Origin of the sequence: Variovorax sp. efr-133-TYG-130, from assembly GCF_030208835.1 — a bacterium.
Taxonomy (GTDB): domain Bacteria; phylum Pseudomonadota; class Gammaproteobacteria; order Burkholderiales; family Burkholderiaceae_C; genus Variovorax.
Window position 1 is genome coordinate 93656 of record NZ_JARVTD010000007.1, and the last position, 16192, is coordinate 109847.

17 protein-coding genes are annotated in these 16192 nt (G+C 67.3%); 3 read left to right on the forward strand and 14 right to left on the reverse strand.

Features of this window, described 5'->3' with window-relative positions; genetic code table 11:
• The first annotated feature begins 16 nt into the window (after positions 1–16).
• A complete protein-coding gene (locus QRN67_RS08940; RefSeq protein ID WP_155742644.1) occupies positions 17–439 on the forward strand; it encodes an Ig-like domain-containing protein in 423 nt (140 codons plus the stop codon).
• A 24-nt stretch (positions 440–463) separates the two neighbouring features.
• Here QRN67_RS08940 and QRN67_RS08945 read toward each other — a convergent pair whose 3' ends face one another.
• From QRN67_RS08945 to QRN67_RS08960, 4 genes are all read right to left on the reverse strand, one after another.
• Positions 464–949 (reverse strand): ExbD/TolR family protein, encoded by a 486-nt coding sequence (locus QRN67_RS08945; RefSeq protein ID WP_285411521.1) that lies wholly within the window; start codon positions 947–949, stop codon positions 464–466.
• Positions 950–957: 8 nt separating this feature from the next.
• Entirely contained in the window at positions 958–1653 is a 696-nt protein-coding gene (locus QRN67_RS08950) for a MotA/TolQ/ExbB proton channel family protein (protein WP_285411522.1), read from the reverse strand.
• Between the two features lie 18 nt (positions 1654–1671).
• Complete coding sequence (dapB, locus tag QRN67_RS08955; RefSeq protein WP_285411523.1) at positions 1672–2517, reverse strand: 4-hydroxy-tetrahydrodipicolinate reductase; 846 nt, start codon at positions 2515–2517, stop codon at positions 1672–1674.
• Positions 2518–2635: 118 nt separating this feature from the next.
• A complete protein-coding gene (locus tag QRN67_RS08960) occupies positions 2636–3205 on the reverse strand; it encodes an outer membrane protein assembly factor BamE (RefSeq protein ID WP_081270772.1) in 570 nt (189 codons plus the stop codon).
• 88 nt (positions 3206–3293) lie between these two features.
• Here QRN67_RS08960 and fur point away from each other — a divergent pair, with 88 nt between their 5' ends.
• Complete coding sequence (gene fur / locus QRN67_RS08965) at positions 3294–3713, forward strand: ferric iron uptake transcriptional regulator (protein ID WP_081270771.1); 420 nt, start codon at positions 3294–3296, stop codon at positions 3711–3713.
• A 63-nt stretch (positions 3714–3776) separates the two neighbouring features.
• Here the strand turns inward: fur and hprK are convergent, their stop codons facing one another.
• The 4 genes from hprK to QRN67_RS08985 all read right to left on the reverse strand — a co-directional run bounded on the left by hprK (position 3777) and on the right by QRN67_RS08985 (position 8316).
• Positions 3777–4736, reverse strand: coding sequence for an HPr(Ser) kinase/phosphatase (hprK, locus tag QRN67_RS08970; protein ID WP_081270770.1), 960 nt, complete (start codon positions 4734–4736; stop codon positions 3777–3779).
• A 144-nt stretch (positions 4737–4880) separates the two neighbouring features.
• Positions 4881–5348: a PTS sugar transporter subunit IIA gene (locus QRN67_RS08975; RefSeq protein ID WP_081270769.1), complete on the reverse strand. Its 468-nt coding sequence runs from the start codon at positions 5346–5348 to the stop codon at positions 4881–4883.
• 187 nt (positions 5349–5535) lie between these two features.
• Positions 5536–5865 carry a ribosome hibernation-promoting factor, HPF/YfiA family gene (gene hpf / locus QRN67_RS08980; protein WP_081270768.1) on the reverse strand — a complete coding sequence of 110 codons (330 nt, stop codon included), beginning with the start codon at positions 5863–5865 and terminating at the stop codon, positions 5536–5538.
• 330 nt (positions 5866–6195) lie between these two features.
• Positions 6196–8316 (reverse strand): ATP-dependent helicase, encoded by a 2121-nt coding sequence (locus QRN67_RS08985; protein WP_285411524.1) that lies wholly within the window; start codon positions 8314–8316, stop codon positions 6196–6198.
• Between the two features lie 225 nt (positions 8317–8541).
• Here QRN67_RS08985 and corA point away from each other — a divergent pair, with 225 nt between their 5' ends.
• Positions 8542–9528 (forward strand): magnesium/cobalt transporter CorA, encoded by a 987-nt coding sequence (corA, locus tag QRN67_RS08990; protein ID WP_081270766.1) that lies wholly within the window; start codon positions 8542–8544, stop codon positions 9526–9528.
• On the opposite strand, the gene QRN67_RS08995 is transcribed toward corA, so the two are convergent.
• The 6 genes from QRN67_RS08995 to QRN67_RS09020 all read right to left on the reverse strand — a co-directional run bounded on the left by QRN67_RS08995 (position 9521) and on the right by QRN67_RS09020 (position 16182).
• Positions 9521–10279 (reverse strand): 5'-methylthioadenosine/adenosylhomocysteine nucleosidase, encoded by a 759-nt coding sequence (locus QRN67_RS08995; protein ID WP_503010887.1) that lies wholly within the window; start codon positions 10277–10279, stop codon positions 9521–9523. The two genes, corA and QRN67_RS08995, sit on opposite strands and share 8 nt — an antisense overlap.
• Positions 10280–10396: 117 nt before the next feature.
• Positions 10397–12028, reverse strand: a complete 1632-nt coding sequence (locus QRN67_RS09000) for an ABC transporter substrate-binding protein (protein WP_081270764.1) — start codon at positions 12026–12028, stop codon at positions 10397–10399.
• 36 nt (positions 12029–12064) lie between these two features.
• Positions 12065–13111 (reverse strand): dipeptide ABC transporter ATP-binding protein, encoded by a 1047-nt coding sequence (locus QRN67_RS09005; RefSeq protein WP_285411526.1) that lies wholly within the window; start codon positions 13109–13111, stop codon positions 12065–12067.
• Positions 13108–14136, reverse strand: coding sequence for an ABC transporter ATP-binding protein (locus QRN67_RS09010; RefSeq protein ID WP_285411527.1), 1029 nt, complete (start codon positions 14134–14136; stop codon positions 13108–13110). The genes QRN67_RS09005 and QRN67_RS09010 overlap by 4 nt, the downstream gene beginning before the upstream one ends.
• Before the next feature lie 131 nt (positions 14137–14267).
• Positions 14268–15173, reverse strand: a complete 906-nt coding sequence (locus QRN67_RS09015; RefSeq protein ID WP_285411528.1) for an ABC transporter permease subunit — start codon at positions 15171–15173, stop codon at positions 14268–14270.
• A gap of 4 nt (positions 15174–15177) precedes the next feature.
• Positions 15178–16182 carry an ABC transporter permease subunit gene (locus QRN67_RS09020; RefSeq protein ID WP_285411529.1) on the reverse strand — a complete coding sequence of 335 codons (1005 nt, stop codon included), beginning with the start codon at positions 16180–16182 and terminating at the stop codon, positions 15178–15180.
• Positions 16183–16192 lie beyond the last annotated feature (10 nt).

Here is a 16192-nt window from a genome sequence, read left to right on the forward strand (position 1 = left end):
TTCGAGGCAACACGCCATGGCATACGCCCGGATGAAAGTCCACGCGGCCGCAGTGCTCGCGGCACTGGCTCTGTGCACGGTCGCGCACGCCCAGAAGGGCACTCCGCGGGAGCACACCTGGCAACGCAGCACCACGGCGGGCCAGGAGGTGCGCATATTCACCTACGTGCAGCAACGCTCCGATTGCAGCCAGGGGCCCGATCCGGTCGTCACCATCCGCACGAAGCCCGCGCACGGCACCGTGAGCGTGCGACCGGGCGCCGTCACCGTCGGCCCGCCGCGGTTCGGCGCGGTCGATTGCAGCGGCCGTACGTTGTCGGGGCAGGGCATCTGGTTCGTGCCGGAAGCGGGATTCAGCGGAACCGACCAGTTCGACTACGAGGTGCAGTTCACCAACGGCGTGGCGCACGACACTGCCATGGTCGAGGTCAAGCCCTGATGCTTCTACGCGCGCGCGGGGCGTTCAGCGCTTGGCGGGCGCGGTGGGATCGGTGGCCGGCTGCGGCGCGTCGGTGACGAAGCCGATGCGGCTCAGGCCCGCCTTGTTGGCGATGCCCATCAGCGCCACCACCTTGCCGTAGGGCACGGTCTGGTCGGCGCGCAGCTGCACCTCAGTGTCCTTGCTGTCGGCCGCGGCCTTCTCGAAGCGGTCGGCCAGTTCCTCGTCGGTCACGGCCTGGTCGTTGAAGAAGACCTTGCCGGAGGCGTCGACCGACACGCTCACGAACTTGGGCGTGTCGTTGGGCTGGCCCGCGTCGGTCTGCGGAAGGTCGAGCTTGATCGAGCTGGCCATCAGCGGCGCGGTGATGATGAAGATCACCAGCAGCACCAGCATCACGTCGACCAGCGGCGTCACGTTGATGTCGGACAGCGGCCGCTGCGCGCCGCCGCCCATCGCGCGCCCGCCGCCTGCGGCGCCGCTGCCCAGTGAAGTGCGACCGAAGGCCATGGCGCGGCTCAGAGCGGCATCGGCCGCGCGGGCGGCGGCGCGGCGGGCTTCGGCGGCTCGCCGAAGCTGCCCAGCAGGTCGTGCGCGAAGCCTTCGAGCTCGGCTTCGATGCGGCCGATGACGCGGCCGAACACGTTGTAGGCCAGCACTGCCGGAATGGCCACGGCCAGGCCGAACGCCGTCATCACCAGCGCCTCGCCGACCGGCCCCGCGACCTTGTCGATGGTGAAGCCGCCGGTCTGGCCCGCGATGCCCGACAGCGCCCGGTAGATGCCCCAGACCGTGCCCAGCAGCCCCACGAAAGGCGCGGTGGCGCCCACGGTGGCGAGCAGGATCTGGCCGGCCTGCAGGCGGCGCAGCGCGCCATGCAGCGCATTGCGCAGGACGCGGGTCAGGCGCTGGTTACGGTCGACCGCGGCGCCCAGCGTGCCCTCAGGGGCGCCGGCGGCCGCGCCGCGGATGGCCGACACCGCCGGCAGCACCAGCGCCGCGCGGTCGAAGGCCCGGAGTTTCTGCTCGGCGTCGGCCAGCGTGGCCGATTGCCAGAAGGCGGCGATGCTGCGCAGCACGTCGCGCGTGCCGCCGCGCAGCAGCCAGGCCTTCCAGAGAATGATGACCCAGCTCGCGATCGACATCGCCAGCAGCAGCGCGGCCACCGAACGGCTGACGCCGTCGCCATGGGTCAGCAGTTCGAGCACGCTCATCGGCCGTCCTTTGGTTTTCTAGCGCAGGCCCAGCACGTCGTACATGTCGAACAGGCCGGTGCGCTGCTCGGCCAGGAAGCGCACCGCGCGCAGGCTGCCCTGGGCATAGGTGACGCGGCTCGACGACTTGTGGGTGATCTCGATGCGTTCGCCGGTACCCGCGAACAGCACGGTGTGGTCGCCCACGATGTCGCCGCCGCGGATGGCCGAGAAGCCGATGGTGGAAGGATCGCGCTCGCCGGTGATGCCTTCGCGGGCGTACACGGCGCAGTCCTTGAGGTCGCGGCCCAGCGCGTCGGCGATGACTTCGCCCATCTTGAGCGCGGTGCCCGAGGGTGCATCGACCTTGTGGCGGTGGTGCGCCTCGATGATCTCGATGTCGTAGCCGGTCGACATGGCCTTGGCGGCCATCTCGAGCAGCTTGAGGGTGACGTTGACGCCCACGCTCATGTTGGGCGCCATCATGATGGCGATGTCCTTGGCGATCCCGGCGATCTCGGCCTTCTGCGCGTCGCTGAAGCCGGTGGTGCCGATGACCGCCTGAACGCCCAGTTCGCGGCACACCGCGAGATGCGCGAGCGTGCCTTCGGGGCGGGTGAAGTCGATGAGCACCTGCGCGTCCTTCAGGCCGGTGCGCAGGTCGGACACGATGGACACGCCGCTGTCGAAGCCCAGGAAGCCGCCGGCATCGGCGCCGAGCGCCGGGCTGCCCGCGATGTCGAGCGCGCCGGCCAGGCGCAGGTCGGGCGCGTTGCGCACGGCCTCGATCAGCATGTGGCCCATGCGGCCCGATGCCCCGGCGATGGCGACGCGGCGCGGCGCGGAAGCGGGATTGCTGGAAGGATTGGAGGTGGATTCGGTCACGCGGATTCAGTCTTCGAAATGGCCAATGGCATGCATGGATTCGGGACGGACGCCGCCTGACTCGGCGGGCGCCGCCCGCTGTTTTCTTCTATCGCTTCGGCTCGTAGCCGCAGCACGCTCAGCGCGTGGCTTCGAGCGGAGGGTACGCGGCCGGCAGCGGCGGCAGGCTGGCCGACGGCGACGAGGTGGCGCTGTTGTCGGCCTTCTTCTCGTCCTTGGAGGGAGCGAATTTCTTGAGTTCGTCCTCGGATGCCTCGAGCGTGGGCACCTTGCCGGAGCGCTTGCGGGTGTCCAGCGTGGCGACGAATTCTTCCTCGCTGGGCATCTCGTCGCCTTCGAAGCGGTCCATCAGTTCGCCGTTGAAGAACACGGTCAGGTGGCGTTCCTGCGGTTCCACGCCCTGGCGGCGGATGGTGAAGACGTAGTCCCAGCGGTTGTTGTGGAAAACGTCGCTCAGCAGCGAGGTGCCGAGGATTTCGCGCACCTGCTGGCGCGACATGCCGGGCTTGAGCGCCGCGACCTGCTCCTTCGAGACGAAATTGCCCTGCACCACTTCGACTTTGTAAGGAGTGACGGCCGTCAGGGCGTTACGCGTGCGCTCGCTGAAACCGCTGCAGGCACCGAGGCCGAGCGTCGCGGCGATGGCGGCGACCAGCAGCCAGGGACGGCGTTGGAGAATGGCAGGCATGGGAGGAAGGGGGGTAGCGATATGATCGGCCATTGTAGCGGCTGCCCTTTTCAGGGCCTTTGCCGCAGCCAAGGGCGCAGGAATCAACATGGCCAACATCGACGAACTCAAGAATACCGGCCTCAAGGCCACCTTGCCGCGGCTGAAGATCCTCGAGATCTTCCAGACCGGCAGCCAGCGGCACATGACCGCGGAAGACGTGTTTCGCGTGCTTCTGAACGAACACTCGGACATCGGCCTGGCCACCGTCTACCGCGTGCTGACCCAGTTCGAGCAGGCCGGCATCCTCGAGCGCAGCCACTTCGAGAGCGGCAAGGCCGTCTACGAACTCAACGAAGGCACCCACCACGACCACCTGATCTGCACCTCGTGCGGCAAGGTCGAGGAGTTCTACGACGCCGAGATCGAACGCCGCCAGCAGATGATCGCCAAGGACAAGGGCTGGATCCTGCAGGACCACGCCATGTCGCTCTACGGCCTCTGCGGGGATTGCGCCAGGAAGCGCTGAACCCGCACCTGTTCCCGCGGCAGGAAGCCAAAGAAAAAAGGGGCGAATGCCCCTTTTTTGCTTTCAGTCGTTGTCGCGGGCGTTTTCCATCGCCTTGTGGTGGCGTGCCACGAAATCGGCATAGGTGTCGATGCCGCGCAGCTGCAGGATGGAGTTGCGCACCGCCGCTTCGACCAGCACGGCGATGTTCCGCCCGGCCACCACCTGGATGATGACCTTGCGCACCGGGATGCCCAGCACGTCCTGCGTGAGCGGTGCCGAGGGCATGCGTTCGTAGTCGCGCTCGAAGCTGTCGCGACGCACCAGGTGCACGATGAGCTTGAGCCTCATCTTCCGGCGCACCGCCGTCTCGCCGAAGATCGCGCGGATGTCCAGCAGGCCGATGCCGCGCACTTCGAGCAGGTTCAGCAGCAGGTCGGGGCAGCGCCCCTCGATGGTGTTCTGGTTGATGCGGTAGAGGTCGACCGCGTCGTCGGCCACGAGGCCGTTGCCGCGCGAGATCAGCTCCAGGCCCAGCTCGCTCTTGCCCAGGCCCGACTCGCCCGTGATCATCACGCCCATGCCCAGGATGTCCATGAACACGCCGTGCATCGACGTGCGCTCGGCGAAGTGCTTGGACAGGTAGGCGCGCAGCAGGTCGATCACGAAGGCCGAGGATTCGCGCGTGGCAAAGAGCGGCAGCTGCGCGCGCTCGCAGATCGACAGCAGCTCGTCCGGCGCGGCCTGGCCGTCGGCCAGCACCAGCATCGGCGGCTCCAGCGTGACGATGCGGGCAATGCGGCGGGCGCAGTCTTCCTGGCTGCCACGCGTCAGGTAGGCCACTTCGCGCGCCCCCAGGATCTGCACGCGGTACGGATGGATGTAGTTGAGGTAGCCGACCAGGTCGGCCGCCGACTGCGCGCGGCTGATGACTTCGGGGTCGAACTGGCGCTCTGACGCCCCGAGCCCGGCGAGCCATTCCCAGCGGAGCGACCCGCGGAACTCCTCGAACATGGCATCGGCGCTGATGACGGTCGGCTTCATGCGTTCAGGAGATGGCGCTCACGCACCAGATTTGTGGCAGGCCAGAATACCGCGGAACCGGCTTTGCCGGGCCGCTGGTATTGCCCCCGGTAGGGGGTTGGCGAAGCGACACGAAGTGCGCGAAGCCTGGGAGCGAGCCACAGGTCAGGCGATTTGGGTGGAGTGCCAGCCGGCGATGAGGCCGTGCAGGGCGGCGGCGTCGGTGCTGGACTTGATCTGTTCGCGCAGGCTGGAGTCGCTCAGCAGCTCGGCGATTTCAGAGAGGATTTCGAGGTGCTTCTGCGTGGCCGCTTCGGGCACCAGCAGGAAGATCAGGAGCGCGACGGGCTGTTCGTCGGGGGCGTCGAAGCCGATCGGGTTGGCCAGCTGGAACACGGCGGCCATCGGCGCCTTGAGGCCCTTGATGCGGCCATGGGGAATGGCGACGCCGTGGCCCAGGCCGGTGGAGCCGAGGCGCTCGCGCGCAAACAGGCTGTCGGTGATCAGGGCGCGTCCCAGGCCGTGAAGGCTTTCGAACAGCAGACCTGCTTCTTCGAAAGCACGTTTCTTGCTAGTAGCGTCAACGCTCACAAGCACTTGAGCGGGCGGCAGGATGGACGCGAGGCGATTCATGGTGGGTGCAGAGCGGGGGCGATTATGCACCCGCTTGGTAAAAACCCCCAGTCCCCCTATTTACTTTCTGTCTACACGTGGTCCGGAGGCCCCGTCCGCCCTCTGAGCGAAGGCAATGCCCCAGCGCAATAGTCGGAAAACAAAAAGCCGCCCGAGGGCGGCCTGTGGGGGAGCCGAGGGCTCCGGTTTACATCAGGCGCTTGGGCGCCGCGTGATGGTGGTCCTGCAGGCGATCCTTGTGGCGGACCACCTGGCGGTCGAGCTTGTCGACCAGTTCATCGACCGCAGCGTAGAGATCAGCGTGGCTCGACTCCGCGAACATGTCATTGCCCTTGACGTGAATGTTGCACTCCGCCCTTTGGCGGCGTTCCTTTTCCTTCTGCTTTTCCACCGTGAGGATCACCTTGACATCGACTACCTGGTCGAAATGTCGCGTGATCCGGTCCAGCTTGCTCGTGACGTAGGTGCGCAAGGCAGGTGTGACGTCGAGGTGATGACCGCTGATCGTCAAATTCATGAATGACCTCCTGGAATTGACGGTTGGGGAAATGACCGCACTCCGGAATGGAGCTTGGCCGGCGAAACAGGTGTGTGGGGAAGCGGGGAGAGAAGAAGAGACTGGGTAAGAAGAAGAAATCTGGGAAGGTCGATTCACTATGCCCAAGCTGTCACGCTATTGCAATACCGGAGTTGCCCAAAGCTGCGCGCGCATCGCGTGCTTCCTGCGGCACGCTAGCGAATCAATAGCAGCATCCGCGCGCGGGACAGGCGCCGCGGCGTTTCGCTCAAAAATGTTTCAGCAGGAAAGACCCCGAAACCCTGCCGCCGTGAGGGCCAGCGGACGGGCTCAGCGCCAGGCGGCGCGCATGCGGTTTCGCAGGTCGATCACGGCAGCGGGCGGCGGCACGGCCGGCGGCCGCTCGGGTGGCGGCGGCCAGGTCTGCTGCTCAAAGCCCGCGAGGTCGGCATCGGCGATGAAGCGCGTGCGGTTGGCATACAGATGCCGGTCGCCGCGCGCCGACTGCTGCGTGACGTAGAAGCGCTGCGGCACCAGCAGGTGCAGGTGGTCGCGCGCCCGGGTCATCGCCACGTAGAGCAGGCGGCGTTCTTCTTCGAGCTCTTGCGCGCTCTGCGCCACGTCGGCCGGCAGGCAGCCGTCGACCACGTTGATCACATGCACCGAGTTCCACTCCTGCCCCTTGGCCGAATGGATGGTCGAGAGGATCAGGTAGTCCTCGTCGAGCAGCGGCGGACCCGGGCGGTCGCTGGTGGCCTCGGGCGGATCGAGCGTCAGTTCGGTCAGGAAGCGTTCGCGCGACGCGTAGCCGGCGGCCAGCCGCGCGAGCTGCTCGACGTCGGCGCGCCGCACGCCCGAGGTGTCCTCGTACAGCCGCTCCAGGTGCGGCTGGTACCAGGCCATCGCCACCTCCACGTCGGCCGGCCATGCGAGCGCAGGAGAGCGCAGCGCCTCGTAGGCCTTGGCGAAATCGGCCCATTGCTCGCGCGCCGCGGAAGGCGGCACGAAGTCGCGCACTGCGGCCACCGGATCGGCGGCCTGGTCCATCGCGTCGAGCAGCCGCGTGCCGGTGACGGGCCCGATGCCCGGGATCAGCTGCGTCACGCGAAAGCCCGCCATGCGGCCGCGCGGGTTCTGCGCGAAACGCAGCACCGCGAGCAGGTCCTTCACATGCGAGGCCTCGAGAAACTTGAGCCCGCCGAACTTCACGAACGGAATGTTGCGCCGCGCCAGCTCGAGCTCGAGCGCCGCGCTGTGCGACGAGGTGCGAAACAGCACCGCCTGCGACTTCAGCGCCAGCCCGCCCTCGCGGTGCGCCAGCACCTTGTCGGCCACCCAGCGCGCCTGCTCCGCCTCGTCGGGCACGAGCACCAGCAGCGGCTTGCCGGCCGATGGCTTGTCGGTCCACAGCGTCTTGGCGTGCCGCTCGGCTGCTTGCGCGATGACGCGGTTCGAGGCGTCGAGGATCGGCTGCGTCGAGCGGTAGTTGCGCTCCAGCGTGACCACGCGTGCGTCCTGCGTGAACTGCGACGGGAAGTCGAGGATGTTGCGCACCGTGGCGCCCCTGAACGAATAGATCGACTGCGCGTCGTCCCCCACCACCGTCACGCCGCGCCCGTCGGGTTTGAGCGCCAGCAGGATCGAGGCCTGCAGCAAGTTGGTGTCCTGGTACTCGTCGACCAGCACATGGTCGAAGCGCGCGCCGACGTGCGCGGCCAGCGCGGGCTCGGCGACCATGCCGGCCCAGTAGAGCAGCAGGTCGTCGTAGTCGAGCACGTTCTGCTGCTGCTTGGCCTCGACGTAGGCGCCGAACAGCTTCTTCAGCTCGGCCTCCCATTCGCCGCACCACGGGAACGACTCCCGCAGCACCTCGGCCAGCGGCGCGCGCGTGTTCACGCAGCGCGAGTAGATCGACAGGCAGGTGCCCTTGCGCGGAAAGCGGTTGACGGTGGAAGACAGGCCCAGCTCGTGGCGCGCCAGCCCCATCAGGTCTTCGGCGTCGCCGCGGTCGTGGATGGTGAAGTTCTCGTCCAGCCCGATCTGCGCGGCGTACTCGCGCAGCAGCCGCGCGCCGATGCCGTGGAAGGTGCCTGCCCACGGCAGCGAAGGCGGCGCCTCCGACTTCAGGCCCAGCACCTTCGCCAGCACCTGGCCGGCGCGCCGCCCCATTTCCTGCGCGGCGCGGCGCGAGAAGGTCAGCAGCAGCAGGCGCTGCGGATCCACCCCGCCGGCAATGAGGTGTGCCACGCGGTGCGCCAGCGTGCTGGTCTTGCCCGACCCTGCGCCGGCGATGACGAGCAGCGGCCGCTCGTCGCGCTCGGCAATCGCCGCTCCCACCCCGTGCTCGACCGCCGCGCGCTGCGCGTCGTTGAGCGTGGCCAGCGCGGCGGCCAGGCGCTCGGCCTGGGTCTTCGGGGCGGTGGAAAGAACGGGGAGCGCAGCGGTCTGCATGGGCACGACTTTACTGTATGCCCGTCCAGTCCAGCCACCTTGCTGCCATGTGGCCGGTGACATAATCGCGCCTCGCTGCAACCGGAGACTCTTCCCATGGAAACCGCCCCGTCTCGGCAGCTTTCAACTCCCTTTCACTGACGCGTTTTCCTCACGCACGTCGGGCCCGGGAATTGAAAGCGCCCCTCCCTCGCCCATCGTCCAGTCACCCCCGGGAGTGAGCCAATGCTCAACATCTTTACGCTCGCCAACGGCCGCCTCGTCCAGGAAGAGATCGAGGCGCTCGAAGAGCTTTCCAAGTTCCAGCCGATCTGGGTCGACCTCGAATCGCCCACGCTCGAAGAGAAGCGCTGGATCAAGCAGTACTACGGCCTGTCCATCCCCGAAGACGCGATGGACGAGGACATCGAGGAATCCGCCCGCTTCTACGAGGAAGACAACGGCGAGCTGCACATCCGCTCCGACTTCCTGATCGACGACGACGAGAACCCGCGCACCGTGCGCGTCGCTTTCATCCTGAACCAGCACAACACCGACCTGCGCAGCCGCGGCGTGCTGTTCTCGATCCACGACGAGGACGTGCCCGTGTTCCGCCTGCTGCGCATGCGCGCGCGCCGCGCACCGGGGCTGATCGAGGACGCCAAGGAAGTGATGCTCAAGCTGTTCGACGCCGACGCCGAGTATTCGGCCGACACGCTGGAGAACATCTACGACGAGCTCGAAGTGGCCGGCAAGAAAGTGCTCTCGGGCAACGTGAGCGACGAGCTGGCCGGCGAGGTGCTCGGCGCCATCGCGCGGCAGGAAGACTTGAACGGCCGCATCCGCCGCAACGTGATGGACACGCGCCGCGCGGTCAGCTTCATGATGCGCAGCAAGATGCTCAACGCCGAGCAGTTCGAAGAGGCGCGCCAGATCCTGCGCGACATCGAGTCGCTGGACAACCACACGGCCTTCCTGTTCGACAAGATCAACTTCCTGATGGATGCGACCGTCGGTTTCATCAACATCAACCAGAACAAGACCATCAAGATCTTCTCGGTGGCCAGCGTGGCGCTGCTGCCGCCCACGCTGATCGCCAGCATCTACGGCATGAACTTCAAGTTCATGCCGGAGCTCGACTGGGCCATGGGCTATCCGTATGCCATCGTGCTGATGGCGGCCAGCGCGCTGGTGCCGATGTGGTACTTCCGCCGGCGCGGCTGGCTCAAGTAGCCGCGCCACTACCCGCGTCTTGCGCGGGCAGCGTGGCCAGCCACGCGCCCACCAGCGCGAGGCTGTAGCGGCTCGCCACCTCCACCACGAAGCGCGCGAAGTCGCCATGCGCGGCATCGTCGGCGCGGTCCGAAATCGTGCGCATCGCGGCAAACGGCACGCCGTAGTCTTGACACACCTGCGCCATCGCAGCGCCTTCCATCTCGACCGCGAGCGCATCGGGCAGCTCGCGCTGCAAGGCCTCGCTCTCCGCGGTGGTGGAGACGAAGCGGTCGCCGCTCACCAGCAGGCCGCGATGCACCCCGGGCTGCCGGAGGCTGAATTCATCCACGGCCTGCTGGCCGACCAAGGCCACGGGGTCGCGCAGCACGTCGGCCGCCACGGCCGCCAGAGCGTTGCCGATGGCAGCATCGGCCGCGAAGCGCGCCATGCCCATCAGCGGCACCTCGTGCTTCGGGAAAAGCGGCGAGGCGTCCATGTCGTGCTGCAGCAGTTCGGTGGCCACGACCACGTCGCCCACCTTCACGCCCGGCGCCAATCCACCCGCCACGCCGGTGAACACGATGGCCCGCACGCCGAAGCGCTCGATCAGCACCGTGGCCGTCACCGCCGCCGCGACCTTGCCGATGCGCGACAGCACCGCCACCACCGGCTGGCCCTGCAGATGGCCCACCCAGAAGTCGCGGCCGGCCACGCGCACACGCTGCTCGTCGGGCATCTGCGCAAGCAGGGCACTCAGTTCCTCGTGCATGGCAGCGACGATGGCGACAGGCGCGCGCGGCAAAGAACTCAAGACATTTCTCTTTCCAGGAACACCGCGGAACCGGCTCTGCCGGGCCGCAGGTGTTGCCCCCAGCAGCGTGGGGGGTTACTTGATATCCACACCATAGAAAGTGTGGCGCCCGAATGGGCTCAGCTTGAAGTCGACCACTTCCTTGCGCACCGGCTTCAACTGCACCGCATGGGCGATGGTGAACCACGGCGCCTGCTCCTTGAAGATGACCTGGGCCTTCTTGTAGAGCGCATCGCGGTCGGCCTGCTTGGTCGCGCTCTTGGCCTTCACCACGAGGTCTTCGTAAGGCTGGTAGCAGAACTTCGAGATGTTGCTGCCGCTGGCCGACTTGGCCGATGCGCAGCCCAGCAGCGTGTAGAGGAAGTTGTCCGGATCGCCGTTGTCGCCGGTCCAGCCCAGCATGCCCATCTGGTGCTCGCCGGCCTGCAGGCGCTTGCGGTACTCGCCCCACTCGAAGCTCTTGATCTCTGCCTTGACGTTGATCTTGGCCAGGTCGGCCTGCATCAGTTCGGCGATGCGCTTGGCGTTCGGGTTGTACGGGCGCTGCACCGGCATGGCCCACAGGTCGGTCGAGAAGCCGTCGGGGTAGCCGGCCTGCGCCAGCAGCTTCTTCGCGGCTTCGGGGTCGTACGGATCGTCCTTCACCGCGTCGTTGTAGGACCACATGGTCGGCGGAATCGGGTTCTTCGCAGCCACGCCGGTCGTGAGGTACACGCCGTCGATGATGGCCTTCTTGTTGATCGCCATGTTGATGGCCTTGCGCACGCGCACGTCGTCGAAGGGCTTCTTCGTCGTGTTGTACGAGAGGTAGCCCACGTTCAGGCCGGGCTGCTCCAGCACCTGCACGTTCGGGTCCTTGCGGATCGCGTCGAGGTCGGCCGGGTTCGGGTACGGCATGACGTGGCACTCGCCCTTCTGCAGCTTGGCCCAGCGCACCGAGGCATCGGGCGTGATGGCAAACACAAGGTCGTCGATCTTGGCCTTGCCGCCCCAGTACTGCGGAAAGGCCTTGAAGCGGATGATCGCGTCCTTCTGGTACTGCACCAGGTAGAACGGACCGGTGCCGATCGGGTCCTGGTCGACCTTCTCGGGCGTGCCGGCCTTCAGCATGGCAATGGCGTATTCCTTCGACTGGATGCCCGCGTACTGCATCGCCAGGTTCGCGAGGAAAGGCGCCTCGGGCTGGTTGAGCACGATCTTCACCGTGTAGTCGTCGATGCGGTCCACCGTCTTCAGCAGCTTGGGCATGCCCATGTCGTTGAAGTACGAGTGGTTCTGGCTCGTGACCTTGAAGAAGGGATCGCTCTCCTTCCACTGGCGCTCGAGCATGAAGATGAAGTCGTCGGCGTTGAAGTCGCGCGTGGGCTTGAAGCTCTTGCTCGTGTTGTGCCACTTCACGCCCTTGCGCAGGTGGAAGGTGTAGACCGTGCCGTCGGCGGAGATGTCCCACTTCTCGGCCAGGCCCGGCACGACCTTGGTGCCGCCGCGCTCGAACTCGACGATGGTGTTGTAGACCTGCGTGGTCACGTCGAACGAGGTGCCGGTGGTGTTCATGCCCGGATAGAAATTCTCCGGGCTGCCTTCCGAGCAATACACCAGCGTCTTGGCTGACACCGCGCCGCAGGCCAGGGTAAGGGCCGCAATCGCTGTCGGTGCCAGGAGCGCCAGGCTTCGTGAGCGGCGCGAAACGGTGGGCTGGGTCTTCATTTGGACTCCTTGGGACACGGTTGAAAAAGCAGGTTGCTAGGGATTCGTCGCCATCGCGATGGCGGCCGGCGGAACATCGGCGCGCACGAGCGGCGCGCCTTCGAGGAACTTCTCCGAGAAATGGCACGCCACCAGCCGCTCGTCGAGCAGGCGCGGCAGCGGGCGTTCTTCGCGGCAGCGCTCGGCCACGTGCGGGCAGCGCGTGCTGAACACGCAACCGGCAGGCGGGTTCAGCGGCGAAGGCAGTTCGCCCTTGAGCACGATGCGCTGGCTGCTGAGCCCCGGCGTCGAAGCCAGCAGCGCCTGCGTGTACGGATGCAGCGGCCGCGCGAAGATGCGTGACTTCGGCCCCTGCTCCACCGCATGGCCGAGGTACATCACGAGCACGTCGTGCGCGATGTGCCGCACCACGCCAAGGTCGTGCGAGATGAAGAGATACGCCAGCCCCAGCTCGGCCTGCAGGTCGGCCAGCAGGTTCAGCACCTGGGCCTGGATCGACACGTCGAGCGCCGACACCGGCTCGTCGGCCACCAGCAGGCGCGGGTTCAGCATCAGCGCACGCGCAATGGCGATGCGCTGGCGCTGGCCGCCGGAGAACATGTGCGGATAGCGGTTCGCGTACTCGGGCCGCAGGCCCACGCGCGCCAGCATCTCGCGCGCCTTGGCTGCGCGCTCGGGCTTGCCCATGGTGGTGTTGATGGCCAGCGGGTCTTCGAGCACCGCCGAGATCTTCTTGCGCGGATTGAGCGAGCCGTACGGGTTCTGGAACACCAGCTGCACGGCCTGTCGCAACTCGCGCTTGCGCTCGGGCGGCGTGTTCACCGCGTCGGCGCCCACCAGCGTGAGCTGGCCCGCGGTCGGCTTCTCGATCAGCGCGACCATGCGCGCGAGCGTCGACTTGCCGCAGCCCGACTCGCCGACCACCGCCAGCGTGCGGCCGCGCTCGATGCGGAACGAGATGTCGCCCACCGCGCGCAGATGCGACGGCGCGCGGAACATGCCGCGGCGGATGTCGTAGGTGCGCTGCAGATGGGTCGCCTCGACGACCACTTCGTTCGAGGTACCGGCCGATGCTTCGCTCATGGCAGCACCTCGTCGGCCGTTCGCCGCTTCGGCGGATCGCTTTCGATGGCCGCCTCGCGCCCCGGCTCGCCGAGCGGAAAGTGGCATCGCACCTCCGCGCCCTGCCATTCGCGCAGCGCCGGCCGCACATGGCAGGCGCGCTCGGTGACGTAGCCGCAGCGCGGCGCGAACAGGCAGCCCGCCGGCCGGTCGTGCACGCCCGGCACCATGCCGCTGATGGTGGCGAGCCGGCCCTCGGGCGCGACGCGTTCGGGCAAAGCCGCGAGCAGGGCCTCGGTGTAGGGATGCTGCGGCGATGCGAAGAGCCGGTCGACGCGCTGGTGCTCCATCACCTGGCCCGCGTACATCACCGCGATGCGCTGCGCCATCTCGCTCACCACGCCCATGTTGTGCGTGATGAGCACCAGCGCCATGCCGCGCTCCCTCTGCAGGTCGCGCAGCAGGTCGAGGATCTGCGCCTGGATGGTCACGTCGAGCGCGGTGGTCGGCTCGTCGGCGATCAGCAGGCGCGGGTTGCAGGCGATGGCCATCGCGATCATCACGCGCTGGTTCATGCCCCCCGAGAGCTGGTGCGGATAGCTGCCCAGGCGCGACGACGCGGCGGGAATGCCGACCTGTTCGAGCAGCTCCGTCGCGCGGCGCTTCGCATCGCGCTTGTCGAGCTTCAGGTGCAGCCGCAATGTCTCCATCAGCTGGAAGCCGATGGTGAAGCAGGGGTTGAGGCTGGTGGTCGGCTCCTGGAAGATCATGGCCACTTCCTTGCCGACCAGCGAGCGCCGCGCCTTGTCGGAAATGCCCAGCAGTTCCTTGCCGGCAAAGCGCATATGCTCCGCGCGCACGCGGCCCGGAAAGCCGACCAGGCCCATCAGCGCCATCATCGTGACGCTCTTGCCCGAGCCCGATTCGCCGACGATGCCGAGCACCTCGCCCTCCTCGAGCGTGAGGCTCACGCCATCGACCGCGTGCAGCACGCCGCCTTGCGTGGGGAACTCGACATGCAGGTCCTTGATGTCAAGCAAAGGCATATCAGTGGCTCCGTCCCGAAAGGCCTGTTCCAGAAACACCGCGGAACCGGCTTTGCCGGGCCGCTGGTGTTGCCCCCTGCAAGGGGGTAGGAGGCCACACGAAGTGGGCAAGCCTGGGGGTGTGCTTCATGCTAGCGCTTGAGCTTGGGGTCGAGCGCGTCTCGCAAGCCGTCGCCCAGCAGGTTGAAGGCTAGCACGGCCATCAGGATCGCCAGGCCCGGGAAAGTGACGACCCACCAGGCGCGCAGCACGAACTCGCGCGCGTCGGCCAGCATGGTTCCCCACTCGGGCGACGGTGGCTGCGCGCCGAGGCCCAGGAAGCCGAGCGCCGCCGCGTCGAGGATGGCCGTGGAGATGCCGAGCGAGGCCTGCACGATCAGCGGCGCGGCGCAGTTGGGCAGCACCTCGCGGAACATCAGGCGCAGCGTGCCTGCGCCGCTCACGCGTGCGGCGGTCACGTAGTCGCGCGAGACCTCGGCGATGACCGCCGCGCGCGTGATGCGCACATAGTGCGGCAGCACCACGATGGCCACCGCCAGCATCGCGTTGACCAGCCCCGGCCCGAGGATAGCGACGATCACGATGGCCAGCAGCAGGCTGGGCAGCGTGAGCACGATGTCCATGAGCCGCATGATCGCGATCTCGAGCACGCCCCGGAAGAAGCCCGCGATGAGCCCGAGCACCACGCCCGCGACCACCGATATCGCCACCACCGCCACGCCGATCGACAGCGAAAGCCGCGCGCCGTGCATGAGCCGCGAAAGAATGTCGCGCCCGATGGCATCGGTGCCAAGCAGGTAGCTCATGGAGCCGCCCTGCTGCCATGCCGGCGGCAGCAGGAAGACGGCGCTGTTGGTTTCGTTGGGCGCATGCGGCGCAATCCACGGCGCGAACAGCGCGACCAGCAGCAGGAAGACGATGGTGGCCAGCCCGATGACCGCGCCGCGGTTGGCCGAGAAGGCCGTCCAGAACTCGCGCCAGGGGCCGGGAGGGGCGGTGCTTTTCGCACCGTTGGAAATGGTTTGTGTCGAGGCCATGAGCTCAGCGCCGGATGCGCGGGTTGATGACGCCATAGGCCACGTCGACGAGCAGGTTCACCAGCATCACGATGCCGCCGAGCAGCAGCATGCCGCCCTGCAGCACCGGGTAGTCGCGCCGGCCGATGGCCTCGATGAGCCACTTGCCGACGCCCGGCCACGAGAAGATGGTCTCGGTAAGGATGGCGCCGGTGAACAGCACGCCCACCTGCAGGCCGATCACGGTCACCACCGGTATGAGCGCATTGCGCAGCGCGTGCAGCCCGACCACGCGAAAGCGCGACAGGCCCTTGGCGCGCGCGGTGCGGATGTAGTCCTCGCCCAGCACCTCGAGCATGGCCGAGCGCGTCATGCGCGCGATCACCGCGAGCGGCACGGTGCCGAGCACGACCGCCGGCAATATCAGGTGATGCAGGGCCGACCAGAACGCGCCGGTGTCGCCGGCGCGCAGCGAGTCGATCAGCAGGAACCCGGTCTCGGGCTCGATGTAGTACTGCACCGCGATGCGCCCCGACACCGGCGTCCATCCGAGCTGCACCGAGAAGAACAGGATCAGCAGCAGCCCCCACCAGAAGATCGGCATCGAGTAGCCGGTGAGCGACGTGGCCATCACGCCGTGGTCGAAGATGGAGTTGCGCCGCACCGCCGCCAGGATGCCGGCCGGCAGGCCCAGCAGCAGCGCGAAGAGAATCGCGCAGACCGCGAGCTCGACGGTGGCCGGGAAGAGCGCGAGGAACTCGCTCATCACCGTGTCCTGCGTGATGAGCGACTTGCCCAGGTCGCCGTGCAGCACGCGGCCGATGTAGATGCCGTACTGCACGATCACCGGCTTGTCGAAGCCGTAGGCGGTGCGCAGTTCGGCGTGGCGCGCGGGGTCGATGCCGCGCTCGCCGGCCATCGTCTCGATGGGGTCGCCGGGTACGAGCCGGATGAGAAAGAAGGCGAGCAGCGTCATGCCGATGAAGGTCGGCACCAGCAAGCTCACGCGGGTCAGGATGAATCGAAACATCGACCCGCGA